Raw genomic sequence first — 26,575 nt, forward strand, 5'->3', positions numbered from 1 at the left:
TCAGGCCGCCTGCGCATCCGATTGCTGACGGCTCCAAAGCTGAGCATAGCGGCCTTCGCGCGCCAGCAATTCGTCATGGGTGCCCTGTTCGATGATCTCGCCGCGTTCCAGAACGACGATCCGGTCGGCCTCGGCAATAGTGCTGAGGCGATGGGCGATGGTGATCACCGTGCGCCCCTCGCCCGCGCGGGCCAGCGCATCCTTGATGTCCTGTTCGGTGTCGGTATCCAGCGCCGAGGTCGCCTCGTCCAGCAACAGGATCGGAGGGTTCTTGAGCAACGTTCGTGCAATGCCGACCCGCTGCTTCTCGCCCCCGGACAGTTTCAGACCACGCTCGCCCACCTTGGTGTCATAGCCCTCGGGCAGGCTGGCGATAAAATCATGGATCTGAGCCGCCTTGGCCGCCGCCTCGACATCCTCCTGCGACGCCCCTTCCCGGCCATAAGCGATGTTGTAGCGGATCGTATCGTTGAACAGCACTGTATCCTGCGGCACGACTCCGATAGACGCGTGCAGGCTGGGCTGACTGACATCACGCACATCCTGCCCGTCGATCTTCAACGCGCCGCCGGTGACATCGTAGAACCGGAACAGCAACCGCCCGATGGTAGATTTGCCTGACCCGGTCGCCCCCACGATGGCCACGGTCTGCCCCGCCGGGACTGTCAGGGACACACCCTTGAGAATTTCGCGGTCTGCCTCATAGCCAAAGCGCACATCTTCCAGAGTGACTTCGCCCCCATTGACTTTCAGGTTCGGCGCGCAAGGCTTATCGGTGACCTCGGCAGGTTGTTCGAGCAGGTCGAACATCTGCCCCATATCCACCAGCGACTGACGGATTTCGCGATAGACCGTGCCTAAAAAGTTCAGCGGCACGGTGATCTGGATCATATAGGCATTGACCATCACGAAATCGCCCACGGTCAGCTGACCGTTTTGCACACCGATTGCGGCAAGAACCATTACGCCAATCAGACCACAGGTGATCAGGAAGGACTGGCCAAAATTCAGGAAAGCCAGCGAATAGGCGGTCTTCAATGCCGCCTTGGCATAAGCCTTCATCGAAACGTCATAGCGTTCAGCTTCGCGTGTTTCAGCGTTGAAATACTTGACTGTTTCGAAGTTCAGAAGACTGTCGATGGCGCGCTGGTTGGCCTCGGTGTCCTGATCATTCATCTCGCGGCGCAGCTTTACGCGCCACTCGGTCACGGCGAAGGTGAACCAGATGTACAGTGCGATGGTCGCCGCCACTACGACCAGATACCAGACGTCGAACAGCCACATCAGGATAATGGCCACCAACAGCAATTCCAGTATCAGCGGCCCGATGGAGAACAGCAGGAACCGCAGCAGGAACTCGACACCCTTAACCCCGCGTTCGATGATCCGGCTCAGACCGCCGGTGCGTCGGGTGACGTGGTAGCGCATCGAAAGCTGATGGATATGCTGAAACGTTTCCAGCGCCAAAGCCCGCAGCGCCCGCTGACCCACCGGTGCAAACAGCGCGTCGCGCAACTGCTGAAAGCCCACCGTCATCATACGCGCGACGCCATAGGCCACCGTCAGCCCCACCGCCCCCAGCGCCAGCGGTGGAACACCTTCGCCCGCCAGACCGTCTACCGCGCCTTTGTAAAGGATCGGGGTATAGACCGCGATCAGCTTGGCCACCACCAGCATCACCAGCGCCAGAACCACCCGGCGCTTTACCCAGGCCTCGTCATCGGGCCAGAGATAGGGCGCGACCTTGCGGATCGTGCGCCAGCCGGAACGCTGTTCGTCGGCATCGACTTTCAGGGCTGAGGATCGTCTCATCACGTACCTTGACTGCGGTCAGAGAATGCGCCGGCCCGAACGGGCCGAGGCAGAGTGTTACTCGGGGATTGTGAAAATCTGCCCCGGATATATCAGGTCTGGATCGCGGATTGAATCGCGGTTTGCCTCGAACAGCCTGACGTAGAGGATACCGTCGCCAAACCGCTCACGCGAGATTGCCCAGAGTGTATCACCCTGTTGTACCGTGACAGACCGGATCGGAGGCGTCTCGCTCGGGGTCTCGCCCTGCTCGGTCTCTTCGGCGGCGCGTAAGACTTCGACGGGTTCGCGTTTGAACGGTGTTTCAAGCCGACTGACCACGGTACCATCGGGTGCGACTTCATCCACGCGCAAGGTGTAAACACCCGGATCAATGCCTTCGACTTCGCCACGCCACTGGCCGTCCGGCGCGGGTGGCAGGTCGGCGATCAGCCGGTTATCGAGATAAAGGCGCACGGCCGATCCATCCTGTGCGCGACCCGTCAGTTCCACGTCGCCGGTATCCGAGTAGCCGATCGTATCCAGAGCAATCTGCTTGGGCGGGACATCCGTAACGGTTGGAGGCTGAACGAGTTCGACGCCCTCTTCTCCGGACCGGATGACCGCGATCTGCTGATCTTGGCTTTCGGAGGTTTGCGATGCTTCCGCCTCAGGTTGCGGCTCTGGCGTCGCCTCAGCCTGCTCAGTCACATCCGTTTCGCCACTGGCAACGTCTGTCGTGTCTGCCTCAGCAGTCTCCGACGCGGGCGCTTCGGGTTCTGATTCCGTCACCGCCTCGGTGGTTTCCTCATTCGGTTCCTGTGCTTCCAGGGTCGTCTCGGCCTCGGCAACTTCAACGCTTGGCTCTTCAACGGAAGGAGTGGTTTCCTCAGGCGCAGGTGGCTTCGGCAATGCCGCAATCAGATAGTCATCCGACCGCACGGGTTCACCATCACCCTGTACTTCCAGCACCAGCCCACGCGCAGCATCTGCAAACGGGATCGTAACAAACTCGGCAAATTGACCACTGTTATCCACGACAAAGCTGTGCACGGTCTCTCCGTCCAGCAGCACGATGATCTCGCCCCCCGGTTCGGCATTGCCTGACAGAACGGCGTTGCCGTCGGGTTCGACAAAAATCTGATCCAGAACAGGCGCCTGCACGGCGGGGGCTGCGACCTCTTCGTTTTCTGGCTCCGCCTCAACCGTTTCGGATGGCGTCTCTTCGATCGGCCCGGCTTCGGGCTCTGGCGTGGCCTCAGCCGTCTCTTCGTCTGGCTGAGCCACCTCGGCCACCTCAGGCGTCTGTGGCTCTGGCGCTGTGCCGAAGATACCCGACAAGTACAATCCGCCAGCGGCGATCACTGCAACAATCCCGGCAACCAGCCCCCAGATGAAGGTGCCCGAGCTTCCGCTTCCCGAATTGGCGTTCATTCTTTTCCTTTCACTCCGTCGCGTAAATGCTTTGACAGCCAAGCATTCCGACAGACGGTTGAGCCAACCTATCAATCCCGCTATCAGGGGTCAAAACCCCGAACACAAGAGCAGAGAGACCGACCCATGTCCCAGAAATCCGTGTGTGTGTATTGCGGGTCACGCAATGGTGCGAGTCCGGCCTATTCCGAGGCGGCCCGGTCGTTCGGCACCCTGCTGGCCAAAGAAGGCTGGCGTCTGGTCTACGGCGCAGGAGATGTGGGGCTGATGGGTGAGGTTGCGCGTGCTGCACAAACCGCCGGAGGAGACACGTTCGGCGTCATCCCTGTCCACCTGTTGCAGCGCGAAGTTGGCAAAACCGATCTGACGCGATTTGTGGTCACCGAGACCATGCACGAGCGCAAGAAGGTCATGATCATGAACGCCGACGCCGTAATCGTGCTGCCCGGCGGCCCCGGGTCGCTGGATGAACTGTTCGAGGCGCTCACATGGCGGCAGCTGGGTCTGCATGACAAACCCATTCTGGTGCTGAATGTCGACGGGTACTGGGATGCGCTGCATTCGCTGCTGGATCAGGTGATTGATCAGGGCTTCGCAGATGCGTCATTGGCCGAGTTTATCACTTGGGTCGAAACGCCTGATGAGGCCATCGCCCGGCTGCGTGACTTTCTGATCTAACAGGACAAGCAATCGGGCGGTAATAACCGCCCGTGCCTTCGCTTGATGATCAGGCGGGCTTTGCAAGCCGCGACTTGAGGATGCGTTCGACTTTGTGCAGCGGATGGTTGGTCAAAGTCTTGTCCACCTCGGCCACCACTTTCGCCAATACTTCGCTATGCAACCTGCGCCGCAACAGGCCCAGCACATGGGGACTGGCGACCAGAACCAACCGCTTATAGGCCCCCTTCAGCCCCTTCCGGTTCAGCAGATTGGCCACGTCCTGAACAAACAGGGATTTAGCGTGAGCCTTCCAGGTATCCTCTTCCACGGCGGATTTCTGGTTAGGGCCGGTATCGGACCTGCGCCCTGCCCTGTCGGAGGGTTTTGCCGGGGTCACCTCCTGCTCCTCAACGGATACGACAACAAGATTGGGGTCCTGCGCGTCGGTGATGTTCTCCATCACCAGAGCCTTTTCCCCATCAGCAATGATAACCCATGTTCCCTGTTCAAGTGCGGCCATTATAGTCTCCTGCAAAGATTGACGTGGCTTTCCCCGTCCCTCGGGCACAGCTTATCTATCGCACGATCTAGATGTTTCCGCGCGCTGCGTGATCAGTCCTGAATGTATTGGCGGTTCTCTCCCTCCGCATACTATAGCTAGGGGTTGTGCGGGCCGGTACAATAGGTCTTGGGTCGAAAGTTGACGTATCGGCAGGTTTTCTCTCGCGGCTGCGTCGCCGAGTTGGATCAGCACGTTCGCATGACACAATCTGTAGAGTCAGCCAAGCGGGCTTACTGGCAGTTCGTCTAATCGCTCAGGCTTTTGAGTACTCGTTGGTAGAACGCGCCTTGTGCATCCGCATCAGCAGGTCCTGCGACCCATTCCCGATCCAAGTTCAGTGCCCCGGCGGGTACGATTTGCTGCACGATCTCGGACGGAGTGGTTTCGTCGGTCGTTCCATTCTTCCAGTCGTGAAAGGCTGATGAGTATCGAACGACCGCTCCGCTTGTCGGCAAATCGAGCAGCCCACCCTCAGCAAAGAACTTCAACCCATCACCCATTTCTTCCCCGATGAGTTTGAGCCTATCTCTCACACGACATTTAAGGATGGCTACAAACACGATCGCTGCGGAAAACGTGAATTTATCGACAAGCACAACAACCTGACTGCCTGCGTTTTCCGAGATGGCGTCGATCAATGGCATCGTTGGAAGGAAGTCGCCACCAGTGTTTCCACGAATGTCAATCAAGAGCGTTTTGTCTGGCCAGGCGCGTACATGTTCTGCTGCACCCGAGATAGCTTTCGGCAGCGCACTTTCGTCTGGATCAAAGAAACTTGGCAACACTATTGAAAGCCCCAGTCCCTGCCAGTCCTCAATCTCTACAAATCTCTTAGGTTTCCAGGCCGGATCAACCTTGCCGTGTTCGTTTCTCGGGTAGAGCGTTGATGCAGGAACGGTATATCCATTCTCCACTTTGAAACCGGTTATCCGCCCATTCCCGTCTTGCACGCGATACTCGGTCGTATCGTCTTTTGAAGAAAACCCCAGATGAGCCAGAGCATACGGCCAAGCCAGAAGAATTGATCCGATGACCCGTTTTCTTTGACTCGTTCCCGCCAGAAACTCATTTGAGGCGGCTTCGATTTGGCTCAATGCTGCGCCGTTGACTGCAATCAACTCGCCTCGCGGCGCAGTTACCCTTGGTGCCGCCCCTATGAGTTGCACCGAACGCCCCACGCTCACGAACCTCAGCGGGAGCACCGAGATCGCATCATTCGGGATCAGCCGTGTGTGCCCATTGTTGGGAAGTGCCAATAGGCGCATCGCGGAAATCAGAAAGGCCTCTTTTGAGCCTTCCAAAGCGTATCGTCTGCAATCACTAATGCAGCTGTCTATCACGGCTTTCTCGATCCGCCGAAAACTGGGATCGGTTGGCAAGGCAGTTTCTAGAATTTGCTTCAGGTCTTCCGTCAGCGACATGGCTCACAGTGGGCGCAGCCGCTCGTCAATGTCTAGATTAAGCTCAGAACTGTCATTTGACGCCGTTTGCGAAGCACTACCACGGTAATAGAAACACCCATATAAAACGAAAGGCCCACCAGCGTCACCGCCAGCAGGCCACTTTAGATCCCGTTTGGATCAAATCACATCCGCGATGCGACGTTTTCCCAGTTCACCAGATTGTCGAGGAAGTTCGACAGGTAAGCAGGACGCTTGTTACGGAAATCGATGTAGTAGGAATGCTCCCACACGTCGCAACCCAACAGCGCGGTCTGACCAAAGCACAGCGGGTTCACGCCGTTCTCGGTCTTGGTTACGGCCAGCGAGCCATCCGAGTTCTTGACCAGCCACGCCCAGCCCGAGCCGAACTGACCGGCACCAGCGGCGCTGAACTGCGACTTGAACTCGTCAACCGAACCGAAGCTTTCGGTCAGAGCCTTCTCCAGCTCGCCGGGCATCGCGTTACCGTCAGGGCCCATCATCTCCCAGAACTGGTTGTGGTTCCACAGCTGGCTGATGTTGTTGAAGATACCGTTCTGAGCGACGGCGTTCGCGTCGTAGGTGCCAACGATGATCTCTTCCAGCGACTTGCCGTCCCACTCAGTGCCCGCAATCAGCTTGTTGCCGTTATCGACATAGGCCTTGTGGTGCAGGTCGTGGTGATATTCCAGCGTTTCTGCGGACATACCCTTGGCTGCCAGCGCGTCATGTGCATAAGGAAGATCAGGAAGTTCAAAAGCCATCTCGGCCCCCTGTTGAAATGAATGTTGCGGTTTCCAAAGGTTACATGCTTTGGCAAATGCCGCAGGTCAAGAGCTGAGACAAGAAAACCCGGAGGCCCGCGATGCTGACACAGGCGCGCAAGATGTTCTACCGCGCCCGCGGATACTATGCGGGAAGTCTGAATGGTGAGGCATTCCGGCTGGATCCCTACCACTCAAAATTCTGGCGCAAGGCATCGGCTGGCAATTGGGAGCCTGAAACATTTGCGGTTTTGGACAAGTTCCTGTCGCCCGACAGCGACTATCTGGATATTGGCGCATGGATTGGTCCAACGGTTCTATACGGTGCCCGGAGGGCGAGACACGTCTGGTGCTTTGAACCAGATCCCACCGCGTTCCGGTATCTTGCCTGGAATCTGGACCTGAACGACATCCGCAACGTCTCGGCCTTCGGCGTCGCCTTATCCGATCAGTTCGGCGTCGCCCGCATGGCCTCGGTTCGAGGAGAGCCCGGCGATTCCACCAGTTCGCTGCTGCATGACGGTACGCATGGCAGCGACGCCCTGACAATTGCATGGGATCAGTTCGAGGCGGCAAATAATCTGTCGAACGTATCGCTGGTCAAAATGGATATCGAAGGGGCCGAGTTCTTTGTGCTGCCGACTTTGTTGTCCTGGTTAAAAACGCAACGACCGACATTGTTTCTATCTCTTCATTCACCACTGCTGACCGAGGAGGACCGGTGGGCAAAGACCGGCGACTTGCTCGCGAGCCTATCCTTTTATAATGGAATCCACGATGAAACAGGGCGTCCAATTGACGTTCAATGTCTTCTTGAACCGCAAGAATTAGCGCGCTACCGCACGATCAAGTTCAGCGACTAGAATGCGACAAAATGAATTCCCGCAATAATTGTTTTTTTCTTGCAACTGTGACTGCGGCTTGTTTCGTTTCGCCCACGAAAGAGTAGCAAGGAAAACGACTTATGAAGTTTCTTTCAACAGCAATTGCCGTATTCGTTCTGTCCACGCAAACCACTTGGGCGGAGCCCATCGAATACAAATGTGACATTACAAAACCCGACAGCCACGGTTGGATCGCACCAGAATATTACTTCCAGATAGATGCCGAAACGGGCGAGGCCCAAGTCGTCAGCAGACATCACGACTGGACCAAGGCCAAACTCAAAGTGAAACAGGCTAGTAAGTATCGACTACTTTGGAACGTCACCCTTCCATCGAGTGAAGGACCGAACCTTCGTATGAAGTATCAGGCCAATCTAGATGCGGCGAACAGCACGGCTCGAGTTCGTACCAGTTTTACAAATGTGAATGCAGCAAACAAACCTTTTGGCACCGGCGTTTGTAAAGTTGTAAATTAGCATGATTGCCCCGGTAGGTCCGGGGCAATCGCAGTAGACAGCTTAACGACTAGTAAACCCCAACCTCGCTGCCGGGCTGCGCTGCAACCTTCAGCAGCTTGAACACATAGTCAGCCGCTGATCGGAAACAGACAATCCGCAGGGTCTCGGCGTCGTCCATCCAGAAGGCACCAGCCACCTGCGCGAGGCGCGAACGGCGGATCTGGCCCGGTTGGAACGCCGCAAGAGACAGGTCGACCGGAGCAACCTTGCCCAGAACTTCGCGCGCTTTGCTGCCCGAGACCGTAAACACCGCACGGGCATCCGAGACATTGACGGCCAGCGCATGCGTACCGCCAAGCGCGTTGGTCATCGCGGCCAGTTTGGCCTCCACCTCGGCATAGGGCACAAGCACCAACAGCTCGTCGGTGGACATCCAACACACGCCGGTATCGCCCTCGACCAGAGCCTCTCGCTGACCGGGCACTTTCTTGCCCGTGGCGTCCTTGACGGTTTTGGCCAGAACCTTGTCGGACAGGTCTCCGCGCAGGGTTATCATGCCCTGCAGGCCGCATTCCTCGACCTTGGCGATACCGTCATAGCTGGCGTGGTTCAGTGCGCTGATGGGTTCAGACATTCTGCTTCTCCCCGTCTTTGTCATAGAAGATCGGGTCCACGATCTTGGCTTTGTAGATTTTGCCATCCGTTCCCGGGAATTCGACAATCTCACCCATACGATCCGGGCCATGCTTGACCAGCCCCATGGCGATGCCTTTACCCAGATTGGCCGAGTAATAAGTCGAGGTCACCCGTCCGATCATGTTGCGCTGACCGTTGGCATTGACGCCCTCGCCCACCGCATAGGCACCGTCGGGCAGAACCGATCCATCCACAGTCTCCAAACCGACCAGTTTCCAGCGTTCAGGATCAGCCATATGGCTACGCGAATGGGCCCGCTTGCCGAGGTAGTCCTCTTTCTTTTTCGACAGCGCCCAATGCAGCCCCAGATCCTGCGGGATCACGGTGCCGTCGGTCTCGTCGCCGATCATGATAAAGCCCTTCTCGGCCCGCAGGATGTGCAGACATTCGGTGCCGTAAGGCATTACGCCGAACTCTTTGCCTGCGTCCATCAAAGCATCCCAGAACGCCTGCCCCTGAGAGGCAGGAACAGCGATTTCATAGGACAGCTCACCCGAGAACGAGATGCGATAGGCTCGCGCGTCGAATTCGCCGATCTTGCCATCGCGCCACTCCATGAACGGCAACGCCTCTTTCGACAGATCCATGCCGCCCAGTTTCTCCAGCATCTTGCGGGCATTGGGGCCAACCACCGCGACCTGAGCATATTGCTCGGTGACGTTGGCGACGTAGACTTTCCAGTCCCACCATTCGGTTTGCAGCCATTCTTCCATGTGACCATGGATACGCTCGGCCCCACCGGTGGTGGTGTGGCACAGCCATGTATCTTCGTCGATGCGGGCAACAACGCCGTCATCGATCAGGAAGCCGTTCTCGGAACACATCAGGCCATAGCGGCATTTGCCGACCTTCAGCGTGGACATCATGTTGGTGTACATCATGTCGAGGAACTTACCGGCATCGGGACCTTTGACGATCAGTTTACCCAGTGTCGACGCATCCAGCAGACCGAGGTTTTCGCGGGTGTTCTTGACCTCACGGTTCACCGCGTCATGCACGGATTCACCGGGACGGACGTAGGCGTATGTACGGCGCCAATGGCCGACCGGTTCCCAATCAGCACCATTCTTATCATGCCAGTTGTGCATCGGGGTTTGACGGATCGGCTGGAACACCTCACCACGCGCCTCACCGCCAATCGACGCCATCGAAATGGGCGTGTAAGGCGGACGGAAGGTGGTGGTGCCGACCTTCGGAATCTCTGAATCCAGTGCGTCAGCGAGGATCGCCAGTCCATTGATATTGCTCAATTTACCCTGATCCGTCGCCATGCCGAGCGTTGTGTAACGCTTGGTGTGTTCGACGCTTTCATAGCCTTCGCGCGCGGCAAGCTGAACGTCCGAAACTTTCACGTCGTTCTGGAAGTCCAGCCACGATTTCATGCGCAGGCCAATCTCGGCATTCGAGGGCATCAGCCAGACGGCTGCCATCGGGGCTTCGGCCGTGGTTTCGCCAACCGGCGCTTTGGTGCGCTTCGCGCTGAACCCGGCTGCCTTGGCTGCCGCTTTACCCGCCGCATCCGCATCGGTCAGAACTTCGCCCAAAGCCAGCGGACCGTTCGAGGCTCCAGCGGCGAGCACGAAGCCTTCGCCATCGGCACCCAGCGGAGGACGCGATGGGTCGGGGCGGAAATGCGCGTTGGCCTCGTCCCAGATCAGCTTGCCACCGCAATGCGACCACATATGCACGACCGGGGACCAGCCGCCCGACATGGCGACCGCGTCACATTCGACCTCTTCCCGAGCGCCGCCAATCCCCTCTTGATTACAGATCGCAACCTTCTTGACGCGCTTGCCACCTTTGACCTTCGCGATCGCCTTGCCGGGATCAACACGGATACCCAGCTGACGCGCCTCTTCGGCCAAGGGTCCAGCCGTGTCGCGCGCATCAACCACACGCAGGACATCCACGCCCGCCTGTTTTAGGATGATCGCGGTCCGGTAAGCGTCGTCATTATTGGTAGCAATGATGACGCGATCACCCGGGGTGACGCCCCAGTTGACGACATAGTCGCGCATAGCCGACGCCAGCATGACGCCCGGCACATCGTTGCCCGCAAATGACAGCGGACGCTCGATGGCACCAGTCGCGGTCACGACCTGTTTCGCACGAATGCGCCACAGACGATGACGTGGGCCTTGCGTACCCGGTTTGTGGTCTGTCAGGCGCTCATACCCAAGCACGTAGCCATGGTCATAGACCCCCGCGCCCATGCAGCGATTGCGCATGATCACGTTGTCCATTGTTTCGAGTTCGGAAACCAATTGTTCCACGAACTTATCCACAGGCTCACCGTTGATGGTTCCGCCATCAACCGGAGCGCGACCGCCCCAGTGCGCGGTCTGCTCGATCAGCATCACCTTGGCACCGGACTGGGCCGCCACCTTGGCGGCCTGCAAACCTGCGACACCACCACCAATCACCAGAACATCAGTAAAGTGGTAAAAATGCTCATAGGTGTCCGCATCTTGGTTGTCCTTGTCCGGCGCTTTGCCCAGACCTGCGGACTGACGGATAAACGGCTCGTAGACATGCTTCCAGAATGGCTTCGGATGAATGAACATCTTGTAGTAGAAGCCAGCTGGCAGGAAACGCGACAGATGAGTGTTGATTGACCCGATGTCGAATTCCAGGTTCGGCCAGTGGTTCTGCGACACGGACGTCAGGCCGTTGAACAACTCGGTCATGGTGGCGCGCTGGTTCGGCTCGAACCGGTTGCCCTCACCGAGACCGACCAGAGCGTTCGGCTCTTCCGCACCGCTGGCGACAACGCCGCGCGGGCGGTGGTACTTGAACGAACGGCCCATCATCATCTGATCATTGGCCAACAGGGCAGACGCGAGCGTGTCACCCTCGAAGCCCTGCATAGAGGTGCCGTTGAAGGTGAAAGAAACCTTTTTAGACCGATCGATCAGGCGGCCTTGTTTTGCGAGACGGGTGCTCATGATGCGGACCTTTCGCAGGCGGTATTACGGATGGCTGTGCGGATCATTCGTATTCTCTCCACGTCCAGCCGGGACGTTTGGCGGTGATGGCGTCCTTGATCTCTTGCGGCGGTTCGGTGGTCTGCGCCGGATAGGTGCCAAAGACCTCAAGCGTGTTCGTGCAGCGCGCGGCGTGGAACCACTTGCCGCATCCATTGGCATGGCGCCAGCGTTCGAAATGGACGCCTTTTGGGTTTTCGCGCATGAACAGATAGTCGTGGAACTCATCGTCTGACGAGCCCGGGCCATAACGCTTCAGATGCGCTTCGCCACCTGCGGCCAGCTCAGTTTCTTCGGCATCGACGCCGCAATAGGGGCAATTCAGGATCAGCATGAGGCTACTCCTCGCTTGAAATCTCTCGACCACACGCCCACGTTGAGAGTATGGATATTTTGACCATTGTTTTGACCATTGTCGGCACGCTTGTCGTGTTTGGGTTGATCGCCGTTTTCGTTTTCCGATCTGAGGAAAAGAAGGCCATCAAGCCGCGTTCCGAAAGCCCAAATAGCTCGGACACCATTCACGGGTCTCACTTCGGCGACTGACATCAGTGCGCCACCCCGGCCGCGACGCTTTCGTCGATGAAACGGCCCTCTTTGAAGCGGTCCAGCGAGAAGGCTTCGGTCAGCGGCGAATGACCCGTAGCCATCAGCTGTGCCATGCCCCAACCCGACCCCGGAATGGCCTTGAAACCACCGGTGCCCCAACCCGCATTGATAAAGCAGCCTTGCAGCGGTGTTTTCGACAGAATGGGCGAACGGTCGCCCGTCATATCCACAATCCCACCCCACTGGCGCAGCATTTTCAGACGCGAGATCATCGGAAAGGTTTCGACCAATGCGCGGACGGTTTCCTCGATGTGATGGAACGAGCCCCGCTGGGTGTAGTTGTTAAACCCGTCCGTACCGCCGCCGATCACCATCTCTCCCTTATCGGACTGAGACATATAGCCGTGAACGGTATTGGCCATCACGACCACATCCATGCAGGGTTTGATCGGCTCAGAGACCAGCGCCTGCAGCGCAACGGCTTCCAGCGGCAGACGGAAGCCAGCCATCTCGGCCAACTGACCCGAGTGTCCAGCTACTACAACGCCCAGCTTGTCACAGTCGATGGCCCCTTTTGTGGTGTCGACCCCAACAACACGACCGTTCTCGGACCGTACGCCAGTGACTTCGCATTTCTGGATGATGTCCATGCCCATGGCTGAACAGGCGCGGGCATAGCCCCATGCCACGGCATCGTGGCGTGCTGTGCCGCCGCGTTCCTGCCAGAGCCCGCCCAGAACCGGATAGCGCGGGCCTTCTAGGTTGATGATCGGCACCAGTTCCTTGACGCGCTCGGGACCGATCCACTCGGTTTTCACACCCTGCAGTGCGTTCGCATGCGCTGTACGCTGATAACCGCGAATCTCGTGTTGGGTCTGCGCCAGCATGATCACGCCGCGTGGGCTGAACATGACGTTATAGTTCAGCTCCTGGCTCAGATCTTCATACAGGCTACGCGCCTTTTCGTAGATCGCCGCAGACGGGTCCTGCAGATAGTTCGATCGGATGATGGTCGTGTTCCGACCGGTGTTACCGCCGCCCAGCCAGCCTTTCTCGATCACGGCAACATTCTGGATGCCGTAGTTCTTGCCCAGGTAATAGGCCGTCGCCAGGCCATGCCCGCCGGCACCAACGATGATGACGTCATAACGCTTCTTCGGCTCGGGCGAACGCCAGGCGCGTTCCCACCCGGTGTGATAGCGCAGCGCTTCACGCGCCACAGCAAAGGCTGAGTAGTGTTTCATAAGCGAATCCATCCGGTTCGGTGATTGGGCGCAGATATGCCGTGCCCGGACAGTTTACCCACGCCGCACAACGTCGCAATAATGCACTATTGCGACATGAGCGCACCTCGCGGCCATTTGTCCCTTTTGTCTGCGGGCTCAGAGGTCTAAATCAGGGCAACATTTTCGGAGGGACCATGCCGTTCTGGGTTCTCATATTCCTCATCGCCCTGCTGATCGCCGGATTTCTGGGGTTCGCTCTGTTGCGCGGCCGCCGTTTGGAAGAGCCGGCAGCTGCCTATGACCTCAGGGTGTACCGCGAACAGCTTGCGGGCGTTGATCGGGATTTGGCGCGTGGCGTGATCGCTGACGCAGACGCCGAACGCGTGCGCACCGAAATCTCACGCCGCATTCTGGCCGCGGATACACAGATGCGGGGCGAGGCCTCGGCTGCGGGGCCATCGCGCGCAGTTTCCGTCATCGCCTTGATCTTGATAGCAATCATACTGGTGGGTGGCGCATTGGCGATGTATCGCCAGATGGGGGCTGCAGGTTTTCCTGACATGCCGTTGACCGCCCGATTGGAGATGGCCGACGATCTGCGCACCAACCGTCTCAGTCAGCTTGAATCCGAAGAATTGGCACCGCCGGTTCAGGTGCCTCCACTGGAAGAAAACTATGCCACCTTGCTGAACCGCCTGCGTGAAACTGTGGCCGAGCGCTCGGATGATCTGCAAGGGCATATCCTTCTGGCGCAGCACGAAACCAACGCCGGAAATTTCAAGGCAGGCTACGAAGCGCAAACACGAGTCATTGAGCTGTCTGGCGCGAACGCCCCGGCCGAAGCTTATTCTGATCTGGCTGAAATGATGATTCTGGCTGCCGGAGGATATGTCTCTCCCGAAGCCGAAAGCGCATTGCGGCAGGCGCTGGAGCGTGACCCGACCCTCGGTCCGGCCCGGTACTACTGGGGTCAGATGCTGGCGCAAACCGGGCGGCCTGACATGGCCTATCGTGTTTGGGTTGAAACCTTGAACGACGCCCCGGCTGGCGCACCATGGGCAAGTGCGATCCGCGCACAGATCGATGAACTGGCCTTCCGCGCAGGGGTGTTCAACGCGCCCGACTTTTCCGCAGCACCCGGCCCCAATCAGGACGACGTAAGTGCTGCCGCCGAGATGTCGCCGGAAGAACGACAGGAGATGATACGGGGCATGGTCGATGGCCTGTCGGATCGTCTGGCGACCGAAGGCGGAACGCCTGAAGAATGGGCACGCCTGATTGCCGCTCTGGGTGTGTTGGGCGAGGGTCAGCGCGCCATAGACATCAGAAACGAGGCCATGGAGGTGTTCGCTGGCGACGCCGAGGCGCTGCAGATGATCGACGCTGCCGCGCTGCAAGCCGGAATCGCGCAATGATCCATGACGCGTTCGAAGATTTCGCCGCGTCTCTGACTCCGATGTCCGCCTTGATGGGGCTGGACCTGGGTGAGAAGACCATCGGCGTTGCCGTCTCGGACCGGATGCGTGGCGTGGCCACCCCGCTTGAGACGGTCCGGCGCAAAAAGTTCACACTGGATTCCGCACGGCTGATCGAAATCGTGACCGAGCGTGAGATCGGCGGAATCGTCCTCGGCTTGCCCCGCAATATGGATGGCAGCGAAGGACCCCGGTGCCAGTCCACCCGTGCATTTGCGCGAAATATGACCCGCCTGACGGACCTTCCCATCGGTTTCTGGGACGAACGTCTGAGCACCGTTGCCGCAGAAAAGGCCCTGCTTGAGGCGGATACGACACGAAAGCGTCGCGGACAGGTTATTGATCACGTCGCAGCTGGTTATATCTTGCAAGGGGCGCTGGATAGGTTGCGCTTTCTTTGACGGATAAGGAAACGCAGATGACAAACATGGTTTGGAAACGGGACGAGGTCGAAAGCCCTTGCATCCAGATCTGCGTTGTTCATCCGACCGAACGCATCTGCACCGGGTGTTATCGTACTATTGATGAGATCACCCGCTGGTCCAAGATGGACAGTTCCGAGCGTGCAGAAATCATGCAGGAATTGCCGGACCGCAAACCGCGTCTGGCAAAGCGCCGCGGCGGACGTGCCGCGCGGCTGAGCCGTGACTGATCACCTGCGTATTTCAGGTTGTTGCTTTTCTCGGGCTTTGTAGAACTCTGGCGTTGGCGACAGATCACGCTGAAACAGCTCCATAATCTCGGTCTTTTCCATCCGATTCCTGTCACTGATCTGCTGGGACAGATCGTGCCCCGACCGATTGCGCGGTGACGCGGACACGGAACTTCCGTCAAAAACACTGGAAAGCAACTTCTTCAAAAGCATCTTTTTCCTCCCACCGAGTCCAGACAAATGCCAGCGGTTGCTCACCTCATGAGGTCAACAATACAGCGCACTTGCAAATCTGGGTTGTTAGCAGCAATGCGGCGCATGTAGTGAACCGCGGAGGGGGAATAAGGGGGAAAAGCTGCGATAATTTAGCAGAAAACTGCTTCACCCAAGTTTCCTTATGACACTTCAATGCCTTGCCGAAACTACACGGATAAACGCTGCGTGATTTGTAACGCCGCGTCACTTTGATCGTACCTTTAAAGCCTTGAAGGATCAGCCAGCAGCCAACCAGGATTTGGCGTGCTCATAATCCTCCGCTGGGAAATACTCGGTACGGGTGCCCAGAACGTGGCTCGCCATACGTTGCGCCATCTTCTGCCAGGTCTTATCTCCAACAATCGCGGCGCGATCCAGTTGCCCGATATGCCCGGCGGCAAGGCGGAAATGCGCGCCCATCGCCGTCAATCCCTGCCAGCCGTCGAATTCCCGCAGATCAATCAACAGCCGAAATCCTTCGCGGTTTTGCAACAATGCATCCAGATCAATCTGCGCCTGCTTGTATTCTTCGGAATCGAGCTTTCCCATCAGGCTGATCTGAATACAGGGACCACCCAGATCGGTCACATGGATCGCGCCCAGTGATTCGCGAATCCAACGGCGAGCTCCTTCCAGTTCGGATATGTCGAACACATGCACCGGACAAGGCAGGATCGGCGCGGCCAGACGGACGCTGGTTTGCACCCACCCCTGATCTGCCACAACTCCAATCCGGTCGAACCCGCGCCAGTGGCTGAGCCCCAGCTTTGTATCCGACCAGGCCGCACCCAGATCGTATCCTTTGAACTCGGATGTCACGATTACCAGAAGGCGAATGGCGTCATGCTCTTCCAGTACAGCCTCGATCGCGGGGACAAGCGTTGTCGCATAATCGGTGCTGGTGACCTCACCCGACAGCTCAACCTCGATCAGGGTGCCATCGGCATTTGTGTGTACCGTAATCATCGAACCAACCCTCCAAAACCAAAGAATGGCAGGAAGTTACGGGGATTCGAGCCATTGCGCCACTCCGCCGGGAAACTCGGGGCGGAAATAGGCGATCATCCGGCCATCCGGCCCGGCCCGCGCCCCTTCGGCCCAGGGCGCGACGCCATGAAGGCAATGACGGTGCAGCAGATAAGCCTCACCCGGGCGCGCAGGCAGTTCGATTCGCGGGCAGGTCTCGAACACTTCACGCCGAGCAGCCTGATAGATGTCGGTGATATCGGCACTGGCCAATTGATCCCGCGGGGTATCCTTCAGCGCCTCGCGAAACGCCTCACCAAGAATTTTGTGACTGCCATCCCAAACCACCATCGGAGCTGCATCGGCACTGGCCTCGGTCAGCGGGATCCCCAATATCCACGCATGCGGTTCATCGACCCGACGCCGCCGGTCAGACCCCATCGGCTTCAGCCCATCCACATGTGCCGCATCCCGCCGAGCGCGATATCGCGCGGCGCCCTCACTTTCGCCGCGCCGGGGTCGCGGGTAACCCGGATAAATCACCGAGACCTGCCCCTTGTGCAGATCAATCGGCCCATATTGCTGATGCGCCAGCGCAATCGCCGACCCAGCCAGAGCCGGAGAGCCAGCCACCCTGCCCTGCACGTCATTTTCCAACGCATCGACCCCAATGAACCACGTCCCCTCGCAATCGTGCCATTTAGCATGCGTCGGATCAGTGACGGATGTTCGTGCCACAGGCAGAGCATGCTCGACCCAATCCACCAAAGCCTGTTCGTAAGGGAAATTCACCCATCCCCGCTGGTGAAAGGCCTCTACCACCCCAATGCCTTTCTCAACATGTTCAGCGCAACCAGCGTCAGGAACACTGCGAAGACCCGCCTCAGCGGTTTCGGATCCATCGCGTGGGCCAGTTTCACACCCCAGGGCGCGGTGATCATGGTCATGGCGACGATGATGCCGAAGGCCACCAGATTGACCGCTCCGATGGTCAATGGTGGCCGGTGTTCCGGCGCGATGTTCAGAAACATAAATCCAATCACCGAGGGCACTGCGATGATCACACCAAATCCGGCAGCCGTGGCCACCGCGCGGTGGATGGGGATGTTATAGAGGCTCATCAGCGGGACTCCGAAGCTGCCCCCACCAATGCCCATCAAAACCGAAAGAAACCCGACCGAGGGTGATAGTGCGGCCCGGCGCAGCCCTTTTGGCATAGCATCTCCTAACCGCCATTCGGATTTCCCCAGGCCAAGATAGATGCCGATTACCATACCGAGCACGCCAAACAGCGCCTGCAGCAGTTCCGTACGCAGTGCTGACGCCACCAGAACACCAATCACCGCCCCCACCGCGATTCCCGGTCCCCAACCGCGCAAGATGCTCCAGTCGACAGCACCTTTTTTGTTGTGGCTCAATACCGACCGGATTGAGGTCACAATGATCGTCGCCAAAGATGTTGCCAGACACAATTGCATCAACTGCGGCCCGCCATATCCAAGCGTTTGAAAGGCATAGAAAAAAGCTGGAACCAGAACGATTCCGCCGCCAACGCCTAGCAACCCGGCCAGCACCCCGGCAAAGGCACCGATCACAAGCAAAAGGCCCAGCATCTGGGCGAACAACATCGTCTCGGGCATTATTCCCCCATACCGGACCAGAGCCGTCTCAAACCACCCGTTCCACCTGTGACACCCCCGCGACGGTGTCCAGAGCCTGCAGGATCACTTCCGGTCCCGCGTTTTCACGTACGGCACCCTCGGACAGCATCCGCCGCCAGCCCCGCGCGCCTGGACGCCCTGCGAACAGCCCCAGCATATGCCGAGTGATCTGGTGCAGTCTTCCACCTTTGGCAAGATGCGCCTCGACATAGGGCAGCATGTCTTGCACCACCTCGATGGGGTCAGCAACCTTCCCCGTTTCGAAAATCAACGGATCAGCCGCAGCCAGAATATCCGTCGGCTGGTGATAGGCCGCGCGCCCGATCATGACGCCATCCAATCCGGCCTTCAGATGCTCCTGTGCCTGCGTCAGCGACGTGATACCGCCGTTAATCGAGATATGCATATCCGGAAATTCCGCCTTCATCCGGTGCACCAGCTCATAATCCAGAGGCGGAATATCCCTGTTTTCCTTTGGGCTTAGCCCCTGCAGCCAGGCTTTGCGCGCATGGATCGTGACCCGATCACATCCCGCCGAGCGGATTTGGTCAAGGAATGCAGGCAGAACCTCCGCGGGTTCCTGTTCGTCCACGCCGATGCGGCATTTCACTGTGACCTCGATGTCCACCACTTCACGCGTCGCCGCAACGCAATCAGCAACCCTTTCGGGCTCACGCATCAGCACCGCGCCGAAGGTCCCGGACTGGACCCGATCCGAGGGGCAACCACAGTTCAGGTTGATCTCGTCATATCCGGCCTCAGCCCCCATTTGTGCCGCTTGCGCGAGTTCCTGCGGGTCCGAACCTCCTAGCTGCAGCGCAACCGGATGCTCCTGCGGGTTATAGTCCAGCAGATGCAGCGCGCCGCCGCGCACCAGAGCGGGTGCCGTGACCATTTCAGTATAAAGCAGGGTCTCAGCACTGAGCAAACGATGCAGATACCGGCAATTCTTGTCAGTCCAATCCATCATGGGTGCCACGCTCAGGCGTGCGCTTCTGCGGATGTCTATGGAATGTTTTTCCGGCATGTCATGCTCATGTCTTCAGGATGCGGCTTTTGCCAAGCACCGGATATACCGAAAGACTTGCATAGGGCAAACCGTTCTGAGGTTTTGGGAAATGGTACCGCCTCCCTGGCTTGAACAGGGGACCTCTGGATCCACAATCCAGCGCTCTAACCAACTGAGCTAAGGCGGCACTCGTGAAGGGCGATTTAGCGAAGGCGTGCGGGGATTGCAAGGGGATTAAAGCCGAATTCGCCAGCTTTGTTCGACCAGATCGACTCCGAAAGAATGCACCGGCTTGCTGTCAATCAGCTCCCATCCGTAAGCGCGGTAAAGCCCGCAGGCGGCCGCGTGGCTTTCATGCGTCCAAAGCACCATCTCGTGATATCTAACGTCACGCGCAAAGCCCATACAAGTGGTCAGCAATCGTTTTCCCAGCCCCTTCCCGCGCGCTTCCGGCACCAACAGAAACAGGCGCAGCTTGGCTGTTTGATCATCCTGCTTGACGCAGAAAATACTGCCTAATCTTTGGCCCTCTCGCTCGGCGATCCAACCTTGTTCGCAAGCCGGATCATTGTTCGCGATGAAATCCTCTAAGATGCGCGCCACCAGAGGGCCAAAACTGTCATCAAATCCTTCGTCGCGGGTATACAGCGCATCATGTTGTTCAACCAACCACGGCGCATCCCCGGCGCGGAATGGTCTGAGAGTGATCGTCTCCATGCTTTATCTGACCTCATAGTCCGCTTGATTCTCAACCCATCGCACGTTAGCACCAAGACGCATTTCCCGGAGGCGAACATGGGTATTAACACCGAACGCGATATCGAAGCGAACCTGCAGATCGGCCCGACCGATCATGGCATGGTACGCCTGTTCATCGAAGGCCCCGGTGTCGAGATACCAATGGATTTCGATCCTGAAGAAGCCGAAGAAATCGCCGAGGAAATCCGCGCGGCCGCGCAGGCAGCTCGGGCGGTCAAAGATTAAATCCGAGGGTCGCGCAGGGTCTGCAGACGACGGGCCGCATCCACTGCGAATTTCTGCACCATTTTCTTGCGTCGCGCCGGGGCCAGTTTGCTTTCAGGCCCCATGCGGATGATTTCCGCGTCGTAAGCATCTGCGATGATCAGACCTGTTTCCGCTGGCAAAAGCTCGGTTGGGAAATCCGTATCAACTGCCCAGAAGAATCGATCGCACCATTCCAGATAGCCCTGCCACTTGGAATCCGACTGATAATCGGCGCGGCTGGACTTGCATTCGACCACCCACAGTTCACCCTTAGGGCCCAGGCCCATAACATCCACTCGCAGCCCGCGGGATGGGACGAATTCTTCAATCGAAACATAGCCATGGGTCGCTAAGTGACGCGATACGCCGCGCGCAAGTTTCTGTCCAGGTTGCAGGTCGAGTGTCATGCTTCAAATGTGAACAATTAGTGAACAAAAATCAAGCAACTTGACACAGTACCATTTGGTATTTCAATAATATGAAACCAAATGGTATCTAATCTGAGGTGCCCGATGAACACACAGACCCAAAACGCGTTCCGCGCACTAGCGGACCCGACCCGTCGCGACATCGTTCAGATGCTGGCGGCGCAGGATATGACGATCGCGCAATTGACAGAGCGCTTCGACATGACCCGCGCCGCCGTCAAAAAGCACCTGACCGTACTGTCGGACGGCGGGTTGATCACCGTCGAGGCCCGTGGGCGTGAACGTATCAATCGCCTTGAACCCAAAGGGATGGCTCCGGTCTTGGACTGGCTCAGTTTCTTCGACCGGTTCTGGGATGACCGCCTTGCCAATCTGAAAGAAGCCATTGAAAGGAATAAGAAATGAAGAACGCCGTATTGCAGAAAACCATCTTCCTGCGTGCCGAGCCTGAAACCGTCTGGGCCTACCTCACGCAACCCGAGCGTCTGGCCGAATGGTTCCATAAACCACAGCGCCCTCTTGCAGCAGGTGAAAAGCTCGAGATGTTTGGCACCACGAGCGGAGACCTTCTGATCTGGGGTGAAGTGCGCGAAGCCCGTGAACCGCATTATCTGGAATACACATTCACAGTGAAACCGATGGGCGATGCCGTCAGCGTTGTGAAATGGACGCTGGAGCCTGTTGCGGGCGGCACCCGCCTCGCGCTGGTTCACGAAGGTCTGCCACAGGGTGCCGACGCTTTCGGTCTGATCCTTGCGCTGGACAATGGTTGGGACGAACATTTCGGCAAGATGCGCACAGCCTTGCACGAAACTGTTGACGCCTGACCCCTTGTGCGAACCCGTCAGACGCCCTAGTTAGGCCTGTGGCGGGTTCTGCCCTTCTTGTGACAGGTAGCATTCTGGTGGCCTTAAGCAATTCCGAGGGGGCTGGCTCTGTTCAGGTCCTGGCCTGATTACCTGGCGCCCACCTGTACATACAGGTCCTCGGGAATCAAACCGCACGGTTGACTGGTGGTCCCGCCACATATTTTCCAAAAAATTCAGCGCCCTGCGTGGGCTTCCTGCTTTATGGGCGCAGGCTTCAGCCCATGTGCAACAGGTGTTCCGCCGCGTGGCTTGTTGGGCTTTTCCGCCATGCTCATGATCGCATAGGCGAACTGCACACCCGCAAAGACAATCCCGTTCATGAACCAGATCATCGCAAGCGCGATCAGACCGATTTCCGAACTGGTAATGAGGTGGCGCAGATTAGCCACGTTGAGTGCCAGCAGCACCCCGACAAACACAGCCGAGATGACAAAACCCCAAGCAACCTGCGTGATATAGAGACGGACCAGTTTGGGCATGGCGAACCTCCTTGCGCTCTGACATTCAGTTTAGCGCATGTCTGGTCGCGGTAAAGGCGTCAGAACGCCTCGGGCTGGGCCTCGCGCGCCATGTGGTCGAGTACGGCGTTGACGAATTTGGGCTCTTTACCCTCGGGGAAGAACGCACGCGCCACGTCAACGAATTCGGTGATGACGACTTTCGGCGGTGTATCGCTTTGGGTCAGCTCTGCACCAGCCGCACGGAACACAGCGCGCAGTGTCGGATCGATGCGCGCGATGGGCCATTTTGCCACCAAAGCCCGGTCGGTCATCTGGTCGATGGGCGCCTGATAGTTCACAGCGTCATCAACCAGCTTGCGGAAGACGCTGATATCGCCATCCAGCATTTCTTCGCCTTCATAGACAGCGCCAAACCGGTGATCCAGAAACTCATTCACAACCTGTTCGGTCGTCTGGCCTGACTGCTCCATCTGGAACAGCGCCTGCACGGCATAAAGCCGGGCGGCGGATTTCATCAGGCGTTTCTGTTTGGCCGGTTTCGGCGCGTCTGTCTGGGTCATGCTGTCGTGGATCCGTTGCTGTCGCCCGCCACAAGGATGGACTCGGACGGCGGCTTGAAGCCCACGCCCTTTTTGGAAGAGCCCCACTTACGGCTGAGCGCGATCAGATGCAAGGCCGCAGCAGCTGCGCCACCGCCTTTATTCATCTTTTCGGGGTTGGCGCGGACCTCGGCCTGATCGTCATTCTCGACAGTCAGGATGCCGTTACCGATGCACAGCCCCTGCAGGCCCATCAGCTGGATGGCACGGCTCGAGTCATTGCAGACGGTTTCGTAGTGCGTGGTTTCACCGCGAATGACGCAGCCCAGCGCGACATAGCCGTCAAAATTGCACTGACGATCGGCCATGGCGATGGCAGTGGGAATCTCCAGCGCACCGGGCACCTCGACAACCTCACAGGTACCGCCAGCGGCCTCGATCTCGGCCTTGGCGCCCGCAATCAGATTGTCGGCGATGGCGCGATAGAACGGAGCGGCCACGAGCAGCAGCTTCACCGGTTTGTCGAATGTCGGCGTCGGCAGAATGCCGTGCTTGTCTTGTTCAGCCATGATCAGTCTTCCTTCAGGATCGAGCGGGTACCGACGATGGACAGGCCAAACGCGTCAAGCCCCAGATACACGGTTTCCGGCGAATCCGTCAGCAACACCAGTTCCTGAACACCCATCTTGGACAGGATCTGCGCGCCCAGACCGGTTTGCTTGATGGTGCGCGGGCCCTCGTCGTCCGCGGCGTACAGCGAATTGCGCGGTTGACGGAACAGGCAAACGACGCCCCGCCCTTCTTCGGCAATCTTCTCCATCGCGCGGGGTAGTTCGCGCGAGGATTTTGGGCCGAGGCCCAGAATATCGGGCGCTTCATGCAAGGCATGGGTTCGTGTCAGGACCGGCTCTGGCGTGGTAATATCACCCTTGATCATGACAACGTGTTCAATGCCATGGGTCTGGTCGGTGAAAATCCGCATCTCCCACTCGCCGCCATATTCAGAGTTCACCGTCTCACGCGAAGTTTCGACAACCAGATTGTCATTGCGCGAGCGATAACTGATCAGATCACTGATCGTGCCAATTTTCATGCCATGCTCTTTGGCGAACGCGACCAGATCAGGCAGGCGGGCCATGGTGCCATCCGGCTTCATGATCTCGCAAATCACACCCGAAGGGTTCAGCCCAGCCAGGCGCGAGATATCCACAGCGGCCTCGGTGTGGCCCGCGCGCACCAGCACCCCGCCCCGCTTGGCACGCAGGGGAAAGATATGACCGGGGGTCGCGATATGCGCCATGGTGTTCTGCTCGTTGATCGCAGTTGCCACCGTCAACGCGCGATCAGCGGCGGATATCCCGGTTGAAACTCCCTCACGTGCTTCGATCGAAACGGTGAACGCTGTCTCGTGCCGGGACGAGTTGTTCACGGCCATCATCGGCAGACCCAGATGCTCGACCCGCTCTGCAGTCATGGGCAGACAGATCAGGCCGCGCCCATGGGTGGCCATGAAGTTGATCGCCTCGGCATCAGCAAATTCCGCCGGGATAACCAGATCACCCTCGTTCTCGCGATCTTCGTGGTCGACCAGAATATACATCCGGCCATTGCGGGCCTCTTCGATGATCTCTTCGATCGGGCTGATCGCCTCGCGCAATTGGGCCTCGACCGGTCCGGGGGTTTCAAAGCTCATGGGGCAGCCTTTCAGATGGCATGTTTGCAGGGCGGAATAGACCAGTGAGGGTGCAAAGGCCAGTCCTCAAAAGCCTGCACATCGCAAGCAACGCGCCTGTTTCAGGACATTTCCGCCAAACGCGCCACGTACCGCGCCAACGTGTCGATCTCGAGGTTCACCCGATCCCCGACCGATACATCGTCCCAGGTTGTGACTTCTTTGGTGTGCGGGATGAAGTTAATCCCGAAATCGCAACCCTCTACATCATTCACCGTCAGCGAGGTTCCATTCAGCGCAACAGACCCTTTTGGCGCAATGAACCGTGCAAGATCGGCGGGCGCGCGCAGGGTGACCCGCGTACTATCGCCCTCATCCTTGACCGCCACGACCTCGGCCACGCCATCCACGTGACCCGATACGATGTGGCCCCCCAGTTCATCACCCACTTTCAGGGCGCGCTCCAGATTGATCTGTTTGCCGACTCGCCAGCTGTCCAGATTGGTTTTCGAAACCGTCTCGGCACTGATCTGAACGTCATACCAGTTGTCACCAAGCGCGATAACGGTCAGGCACACCCCATCGCTTGCGATCGAGGCGCCAATGTCGATGCCTGCCGTGTCATAAGCAGTTTCAATCCGGGCGCGCAGATCACCCTGCTGGTCCAGTTCGGTGACGGTGCCGACGTCGGTGACGATGCCTGTAAACATTTTGGTAACCCTCGGAGCATAGCTTCGCCTTCGCAGGTAAAGATCGATGACCCACCCGGCAAGCCCTGCCTTGCCGTCAAAGTGGCAAAGAGGCATAATTTTAGCAATACGCACCACAACACCACGGCAAGAGCAGACCCTATGACACTCAGCCCCCCCTGCCCAGACAGGCGCGTGTTCCTGTTTCTACAGGGACCACATGGCCCGTTCTTCAATTCACTGGGTCGAATGCTGGGCGCGGCGGGGGCTCGGGTCTGGCGCGTTGGTTTCAATGCTGGTGATCAGGCGTTCTGGTCTGACCGGGGCAGCTATATTCCTTATCTCGACACACCCGAACGCTGGCCGCAAACGTTCAGCGATCTGATCTGCGACCACAGCGTGACTGACATCGTGCTCTATGGCGATACCCGACCGGTACATGCGCAGGCAGTGCGCATCGCGAAAGAGCGTGGCCTGACCGTCCATGTGTTTGAGGAAGGATATCTGCGCCCCTGGTGGGTGACCTATGAACGCAATGGTTCGAATGGGAACTCTCGATTGATGAAGCTGGATGTGGCCGACATGCGGGCCGCGCTTGCGCAGTCTGAAGGACCAACCCCACCACCGCCATCGCATTGGGGAGATATGCGTCAGCACATCTTTTATGGCGCTCTTTACCATTGGTTCGTCTTGTTCCTGAATCACCGCTATCGCAATTTCCGACCCCACCGGAGCTTACCGGTTTCGACAGAGTTCCGGCTGTATTTCAAACGGTTATCCCTGATGCCGTTTCATCGCATTCAACGCAGGATCGCCACGGCTAAAGTCAAATGGGGCGGGTTCCCCTATCATCTGGTGTTGCTGCAATTGGGCCATGACAGCTCGGTCCAGTCACATTCTGATTTCAGCTGTATGAGCAGCTTTCTTGAGCAAGTGATCGCGGGCTTCGCCAAAGGGGCGCACGCGCATCACCATCTGGTCATCAAGGAACACCCGCTTGAGAACCATCGTGAGCCGCTGCGACGGCTTGCTAAGGAGTTCGCACGCGAGCACGGCCTTGCCGGACGTGTGCATTACGTACCTGGAGGCAAACTGGCCAAGCTGCTGGCCGAAGCGCGATCAGCGGTGACCGTAAACTCAACGGCGGGGCAGCAAGCGCTGTGGCGCGGTATCCCCCTTAGGCTTTTCGGGCGGTCTGTCTATGACAAGCCAGAATTCGTATCCGGCCAATCCATCGAGGCGTTTTTCGCCGCACCAACCGCACCTGACAGCGCGGCCTATCGCACCTATCGACGGTTCTTACTGGAAACCAGCCAGGTTCCGGGCGGGTTTTATTCGCGTCGCGGACGACACCAATTGTTGCGGCGGACCGTTGACATGATGCTGCGGCCTCAGGACCCCTATCAAATCGTTCTTGGCCGCAACGCGGCCCCTGCGCCACAGTTGCAGCTTGTTCGCTGACCCC

Annotated in this window: 31 protein-coding genes and 1 tRNA gene; 10 read left to right on the forward strand and 22 right to left on the reverse strand. The window is 58.2% G+C overall.

Annotation, left to right across the window (positions count from 1 at the left end; genetic code table 11):
* Positions 1-1,812, reverse strand: coding sequence for an ABCB family ABC transporter ATP-binding protein/permease (locus ACR0IV_RS06735; protein ID WP_480657295.1), 1,812 nt, complete (start codon positions 1,810-1,812; stop codon positions 1-3).
* A 57-nt stretch (positions 1,813-1,869) separates the two neighbouring features.
* Entirely contained in the window at positions 1,870-3,225 is a 1,356-nt protein-coding gene (locus ACR0IV_RS06740) for a LysM peptidoglycan-binding domain-containing protein (protein WP_480657294.1), read from the reverse strand.
* 126 nt (positions 3,226-3,351) lie between these two features.
* On the opposite strand from ACR0IV_RS06740, the gene ACR0IV_RS06745 reads away from it, so the two are divergent.
* The gene (locus ACR0IV_RS06745) at positions 3,352-3,903 is read left to right on the forward strand and encodes an LOG family protein (protein ID WP_480657293.1); all 552 of its coding nucleotides are present in this window, start codon (positions 3,352-3,354) and stop codon (positions 3,901-3,903) included.
* 49 nt (positions 3,904-3,952) lie between these two features.
* Here ACR0IV_RS06745 and ACR0IV_RS06750 read toward each other — a convergent pair whose 3' ends face one another.
* The 3 genes from ACR0IV_RS06750 to ACR0IV_RS06760 form a co-directional block, all read right to left on the reverse strand.
* Positions 3,953-4,405: a baeRF12 domain-containing protein gene (locus tag ACR0IV_RS06750; protein ID WP_480469399.1), complete on the reverse strand. Its 453-nt coding sequence runs from the start codon at positions 4,403-4,405 to the stop codon at positions 3,953-3,955.
* A 287-nt stretch (positions 4,406-4,692) separates the two neighbouring features.
* A complete protein-coding gene (locus ACR0IV_RS06755; protein WP_480657292.1) occupies positions 4,693-5,868 on the reverse strand; it encodes a S41 family peptidase in 1,176 nt (391 codons plus the stop codon).
* Between the two features lie 164 nt (positions 5,869-6,032).
* Positions 6,033-6,632 (reverse strand): superoxide dismutase, encoded by a 600-nt coding sequence (locus ACR0IV_RS06760; protein ID WP_480657291.1) that lies wholly within the window; start codon positions 6,630-6,632, stop codon positions 6,033-6,035.
* A gap of 101 nt (positions 6,633-6,733) precedes the next feature.
* On the opposite strand from ACR0IV_RS06760, the gene ACR0IV_RS06765 reads away from it, so the two are divergent.
* Together ACR0IV_RS06765 and ACR0IV_RS06770 are read left to right on the forward strand one after the other, a co-directional pair.
* A complete protein-coding gene (locus tag ACR0IV_RS06765) occupies positions 6,734-7,495 on the forward strand; it encodes an FkbM family methyltransferase (protein ID WP_480692657.1) in 762 nt (253 codons plus the stop codon).
* A 101-nt stretch (positions 7,496-7,596) separates the two neighbouring features.
* Positions 7,597-7,992 carry a hypothetical protein gene (locus ACR0IV_RS06770; protein WP_480657289.1) on the forward strand — a complete coding sequence of 132 codons (396 nt, stop codon included), beginning with the start codon at positions 7,597-7,599 and terminating at the stop codon, positions 7,990-7,992.
* 49 nt (positions 7,993-8,041) lie between these two features.
* On the opposite strand, the gene ACR0IV_RS06775 is transcribed toward ACR0IV_RS06770, so the two are convergent.
* The 4 genes from ACR0IV_RS06775 to ACR0IV_RS06790 form a co-directional block, all read right to left on the reverse strand.
* Positions 8,042-8,608, reverse strand: a complete 567-nt coding sequence (locus tag ACR0IV_RS06775; RefSeq protein WP_480657288.1) for a sarcosine oxidase subunit gamma — start codon at positions 8,606-8,608, stop codon at positions 8,042-8,044.
* Positions 8,601-11,615, reverse strand: a complete 3,015-nt coding sequence (locus tag ACR0IV_RS06780) for a sarcosine oxidase subunit alpha family protein (RefSeq protein WP_480657287.1) — start codon at positions 11,613-11,615, stop codon at positions 8,601-8,603. The genes ACR0IV_RS06775 and ACR0IV_RS06780 overlap by 8 nt, the downstream gene beginning before the upstream one ends.
* Before the next feature lie 43 nt (positions 11,616-11,658).
* Positions 11,659-11,988 carry a sarcosine oxidase subunit delta gene (locus tag ACR0IV_RS06785; RefSeq protein ID WP_480469393.1) on the reverse strand — a complete coding sequence of 110 codons (330 nt, stop codon included), beginning with the start codon at positions 11,986-11,988 and terminating at the stop codon, positions 11,659-11,661.
* A gap of 214 nt (positions 11,989-12,202) precedes the next feature.
* Positions 12,203-13,447, reverse strand: a complete 1,245-nt coding sequence (locus tag ACR0IV_RS06790) for a sarcosine oxidase subunit beta family protein (RefSeq protein ID WP_480469392.1) — start codon at positions 13,445-13,447, stop codon at positions 12,203-12,205.
* A 176-nt stretch (positions 13,448-13,623) separates the two neighbouring features.
* On the opposite strand from ACR0IV_RS06790, the gene ccmI reads away from it, so the two are divergent.
* Genes ccmI through ACR0IV_RS06805 form a run of 3 tightly spaced genes read left to right on the forward strand, consistent with a single transcriptional unit; the run spans position 13,624 to position 15,556 of the window.
* Positions 13,624-14,844, forward strand: a complete 1,221-nt coding sequence (gene ccmI / locus ACR0IV_RS06795) for a c-type cytochrome biogenesis protein CcmI (protein ID WP_480657285.1) — start codon at positions 13,624-13,626, stop codon at positions 14,842-14,844.
* Positions 14,841-15,305 carry a Holliday junction resolvase RuvX gene (gene ruvX / locus ACR0IV_RS06800; RefSeq protein ID WP_480657284.1) on the forward strand — a complete coding sequence of 155 codons (465 nt, stop codon included), beginning with the start codon at positions 14,841-14,843 and terminating at the stop codon, positions 15,303-15,305. Before ccmI ends, ruvX begins: the two co-directional genes overlap by 4 nt.
* 17 nt (positions 15,306-15,322) lie before the next feature.
* Entirely contained in the window at positions 15,323-15,556 is a 234-nt protein-coding gene (locus ACR0IV_RS06805; RefSeq protein ID WP_480657283.1) for a DUF1289 domain-containing protein, read from the forward strand.
* Here the strand turns inward: ACR0IV_RS06805 and ACR0IV_RS06810 are convergent, their stop codons facing one another.
* From ACR0IV_RS06810 to ACR0IV_RS06840, 7 genes are all read right to left on the reverse strand, one after another.
* Positions 15,557-15,769, reverse strand: coding sequence for a hypothetical protein (locus ACR0IV_RS06810; RefSeq protein ID WP_480657282.1), 213 nt, complete (start codon positions 15,767-15,769; stop codon positions 15,557-15,559).
* 279 nt (positions 15,770-16,048) lie between these two features.
* Positions 16,049-16,777: a SpoIIAA family protein gene (locus ACR0IV_RS06815; RefSeq protein WP_480657281.1), complete on the reverse strand. Its 729-nt coding sequence runs from the start codon at positions 16,775-16,777 to the stop codon at positions 16,049-16,051.
* A gap of 36 nt (positions 16,778-16,813) precedes the next feature.
* Entirely contained in the window at positions 16,814-17,569 is a 756-nt protein-coding gene (locus ACR0IV_RS06820; protein WP_480733636.1) for a hypothetical protein, read from the reverse strand.
* A 23-nt stretch (positions 17,570-17,592) separates the two neighbouring features.
* Positions 17,593-18,417, reverse strand: coding sequence for a sulfite exporter TauE/SafE family protein (locus ACR0IV_RS06825; RefSeq protein WP_480657279.1), 825 nt, complete (start codon positions 18,415-18,417; stop codon positions 17,593-17,595).
* A 28-nt stretch (positions 18,418-18,445) separates the two neighbouring features.
* Complete coding sequence (gene dusA, locus ACR0IV_RS06830; RefSeq protein WP_480657278.1) at positions 18,446-19,465, reverse strand: tRNA dihydrouridine(20/20a) synthase DusA; 1,020 nt, start codon at positions 19,463-19,465, stop codon at positions 18,446-18,448.
* A gap of 92 nt (positions 19,466-19,557) precedes the next feature.
* A tRNA-His gene (locus ACR0IV_RS06835) sits at positions 19,558-19,634 on the reverse strand.
* A gap of 47 nt (positions 19,635-19,681) precedes the next feature.
* Positions 19,682-20,164: an N-acetyltransferase family protein gene (locus ACR0IV_RS06840; protein WP_480657277.1), complete on the reverse strand. Its 483-nt coding sequence runs from the start codon at positions 20,162-20,164 to the stop codon at positions 19,682-19,684.
* Positions 20,165-20,242: 78 nt separating this feature from the next.
* Between ACR0IV_RS06840 and ACR0IV_RS06845 the strand changes: the two genes are divergently transcribed.
* A complete protein-coding gene (locus ACR0IV_RS06845) occupies positions 20,243-20,431 on the forward strand; it encodes a DUF6324 family protein (protein ID WP_480657276.1) in 189 nt (62 codons plus the stop codon).
* On the opposite strand, the gene ACR0IV_RS06850 is transcribed toward ACR0IV_RS06845, so the two are convergent.
* Positions 20,428-20,859, reverse strand: coding sequence for an MmcB family DNA repair protein (locus ACR0IV_RS06850; RefSeq protein ID WP_480657275.1), 432 nt, complete (start codon positions 20,857-20,859; stop codon positions 20,428-20,430). The genes ACR0IV_RS06845 and ACR0IV_RS06850 overlap by 4 nt on opposite strands.
* Positions 20,860-20,964: 105 nt before the next feature.
* Here ACR0IV_RS06850 and ACR0IV_RS06855 point away from each other — a divergent pair, with 105 nt between their 5' ends.
* Both ACR0IV_RS06855 and ACR0IV_RS06860 read left to right on the forward strand, forming a co-directional pair.
* Positions 20,965-21,285 carry an ArsR/SmtB family transcription factor gene (locus tag ACR0IV_RS06855; RefSeq protein WP_480469380.1) on the forward strand — a complete coding sequence of 107 codons (321 nt, stop codon included), beginning with the start codon at positions 20,965-20,967 and terminating at the stop codon, positions 21,283-21,285.
* Positions 21,282-21,707 (forward strand): SRPBCC family protein, encoded by a 426-nt coding sequence (locus ACR0IV_RS06860; RefSeq protein ID WP_480657274.1) that lies wholly within the window; start codon positions 21,282-21,284, stop codon positions 21,705-21,707. The genes ACR0IV_RS06855 and ACR0IV_RS06860 overlap by 4 nt, the downstream gene beginning before the upstream one ends.
* A 215-nt stretch (positions 21,708-21,922) precedes the next feature.
* On the opposite strand, the gene ACR0IV_RS06865 is transcribed toward ACR0IV_RS06860, so the two are convergent.
* The 5 genes from ACR0IV_RS06865 to ACR0IV_RS06885 all read right to left on the reverse strand — a co-directional run bounded on the left by ACR0IV_RS06865 (position 21,923) and on the right by ACR0IV_RS06885 (position 25,131).
* A complete protein-coding gene (locus tag ACR0IV_RS06865) occupies positions 21,923-22,228 on the reverse strand; it encodes a hypothetical protein (protein WP_480657273.1) in 306 nt (101 codons plus the stop codon).
* A gap of 59 nt (positions 22,229-22,287) precedes the next feature.
* Positions 22,288-22,770, reverse strand: coding sequence for a transcription antitermination factor NusB (gene nusB, locus ACR0IV_RS06870; RefSeq protein ID WP_480657272.1), 483 nt, complete (start codon positions 22,768-22,770; stop codon positions 22,288-22,290).
* Positions 22,767-23,318, reverse strand: a complete 552-nt coding sequence (locus ACR0IV_RS06875) for a 6,7-dimethyl-8-ribityllumazine synthase (RefSeq protein WP_480657271.1) — start codon at positions 23,316-23,318, stop codon at positions 22,767-22,769. The genes nusB and ACR0IV_RS06875 overlap by 4 nt, the downstream gene beginning before the upstream one ends.
* 2 nt (positions 23,319-23,320) lie before the next feature.
* Positions 23,321-24,442 (reverse strand): 3,4-dihydroxy-2-butanone-4-phosphate synthase, encoded by a 1,122-nt coding sequence (ribB, locus tag ACR0IV_RS06880; RefSeq protein ID WP_480657270.1) that lies wholly within the window; start codon positions 24,440-24,442, stop codon positions 23,321-23,323.
* A gap of 101 nt (positions 24,443-24,543) precedes the next feature.
* Complete coding sequence (locus ACR0IV_RS06885) at positions 24,544-25,131, reverse strand: riboflavin synthase (RefSeq protein ID WP_480657269.1); 588 nt, start codon at positions 25,129-25,131, stop codon at positions 24,544-24,546.
* A 141-nt stretch (positions 25,132-25,272) separates the two neighbouring features.
* On the opposite strand from ACR0IV_RS06885, the gene ACR0IV_RS06890 reads away from it, so the two are divergent.
* The gene (locus ACR0IV_RS06890; protein WP_480657268.1) at positions 25,273-26,571 is read left to right on the forward strand and encodes a capsule biosynthesis protein; all 1,299 of its coding nucleotides are present in this window, start codon (positions 25,273-25,275) and stop codon (positions 26,569-26,571) included.
* Positions 26,572-26,575: the final 4 nt, after the last annotated feature.

The sequence above is a fragment of the Ruegeria sp. C2 genome, assembly GCF_056537765.1.

Coding starts and splice junctions, on each gene's coding strand:
- ACR0IV_RS06735 (WP_480657295.1), bottom strand. CDS start 1,812: ATGAGACGATCCTCAGCCCTGAAAGTCGATGCCGACGAACAGCGTTCC.
- ACR0IV_RS06740 (WP_480657294.1), bottom strand. CDS start 3,225: ATGAACGCCAATTCGGGAAGCGGAAGCTCGGGCACCTTCATCTGGGGG.
- ACR0IV_RS06745 (WP_480657293.1), top strand. CDS start 3,352: ATGTCCCAGAAATCCGTGTGTGTGTATTGCGGGTCACGCAATGGTGCG.
- ACR0IV_RS06750 (WP_480469399.1), bottom strand. CDS start 4,405: ATGGCCGCACTTGAACAGGGAACATGGGTTATCATTGCTGATGGGGAA.
- ACR0IV_RS06755 (WP_480657292.1), bottom strand. CDS start 5,868: ATGTCGCTGACGGAAGACCTGAAGCAAATTCTAGAAACTGCCTTGCCA.
- ACR0IV_RS06760 (WP_480657291.1), bottom strand. CDS start 6,632: ATGGCTTTTGAACTTCCTGATCTTCCTTATGCACATGACGCGCTGGCA.
- ACR0IV_RS06765 (WP_480692657.1), top strand. CDS start 6,734: ATGCTGACACAGGCGCGCAAGATGTTCTACCGCGCCCGCGGATACTAT.
- ACR0IV_RS06770 (WP_480657289.1), top strand. CDS start 7,597: ATGAAGTTTCTTTCAACAGCAATTGCCGTATTCGTTCTGTCCACGCAA.
- ACR0IV_RS06775 (WP_480657288.1), bottom strand. CDS start 8,608: ATGTCTGAACCCATCAGCGCACTGAACCACGCCAGCTATGACGGTATC.
- ACR0IV_RS06780 (WP_480657287.1), bottom strand. CDS start 11,615: ATGAGCACCCGTCTCGCAAAACAAGGCCGCCTGATCGATCGGTCTAAA.
- ACR0IV_RS06785 (WP_480469393.1), bottom strand. CDS start 11,988: ATGCTGATCCTGAATTGCCCCTATTGCGGCGTCGATGCCGAAGAAACT.
- ACR0IV_RS06790 (WP_480469392.1), bottom strand. CDS start 13,447: ATGAAACACTACTCAGCCTTTGCTGTGGCGCGTGAAGCGCTGCGCTAT.
- ccmI (WP_480657285.1), top strand. CDS start 13,624: ATGCCGTTCTGGGTTCTCATATTCCTCATCGCCCTGCTGATCGCCGGA.
- ruvX (WP_480657284.1), top strand. CDS start 14,841: ATGATCCATGACGCGTTCGAAGATTTCGCCGCGTCTCTGACTCCGATG.
- ACR0IV_RS06805 (WP_480657283.1), top strand. CDS start 15,323: ATGACAAACATGGTTTGGAAACGGGACGAGGTCGAAAGCCCTTGCATC.
- ACR0IV_RS06810 (WP_480657282.1), bottom strand. CDS start 15,769: ATGCTTTTGAAGAAGTTGCTTTCCAGTGTTTTTGACGGAAGTTCCGTG.
- ACR0IV_RS06815 (WP_480657281.1), bottom strand. CDS start 16,777: ATGATTACGGTACACACAAATGCCGATGGCACCCTGATCGAGGTTGAG.
- ACR0IV_RS06825 (WP_480657279.1), bottom strand. CDS start 18,417: ATGCCCGAGACGATGTTGTTCGCCCAGATGCTGGGCCTTTTGCTTGTG.
- dusA (WP_480657278.1), bottom strand. CDS start 19,465: ATGCCGGAAAAACATTCCATAGACATCCGCAGAAGCGCACGCCTGAGC.
- ACR0IV_RS06840 (WP_480657277.1), bottom strand. CDS start 20,164: ATGGAGACGATCACTCTCAGACCATTCCGCGCCGGGGATGCGCCGTGG.
- ACR0IV_RS06845 (WP_480657276.1), top strand. CDS start 20,243: ATGGGTATTAACACCGAACGCGATATCGAAGCGAACCTGCAGATCGGC.
- ACR0IV_RS06850 (WP_480657275.1), bottom strand. CDS start 20,859: ATGACACTCGACCTGCAACCTGGACAGAAACTTGCGCGCGGCGTATCG.
- ACR0IV_RS06855 (WP_480469380.1), top strand. CDS start 20,965: ATGAACACACAGACCCAAAACGCGTTCCGCGCACTAGCGGACCCGACC.
- ACR0IV_RS06860 (WP_480657274.1), top strand. CDS start 21,282: ATGAAGAACGCCGTATTGCAGAAAACCATCTTCCTGCGTGCCGAGCCT.
- ACR0IV_RS06865 (WP_480657273.1), bottom strand. CDS start 22,228: ATGCCCAAACTGGTCCGTCTCTATATCACGCAGGTTGCTTGGGGTTTT.
- nusB (WP_480657272.1), bottom strand. CDS start 22,770: ATGACCCAGACAGACGCGCCGAAACCGGCCAAACAGAAACGCCTGATG.
- ACR0IV_RS06875 (WP_480657271.1), bottom strand. CDS start 23,318: ATGGCTGAACAAGACAAGCACGGCATTCTGCCGACGCCGACATTCGAC.
- ribB (WP_480657270.1), bottom strand. CDS start 24,442: ATGAGCTTTGAAACCCCCGGACCGGTCGAGGCCCAATTGCGCGAGGCG.
- ACR0IV_RS06885 (WP_480657269.1), bottom strand. CDS start 25,131: ATGTTTACAGGCATCGTCACCGACGTCGGCACCGTCACCGAACTGGAC.
- ACR0IV_RS06890 (WP_480657268.1), top strand. CDS start 25,273: ATGACACTCAGCCCCCCCTGCCCAGACAGGCGCGTGTTCCTGTTTCTA.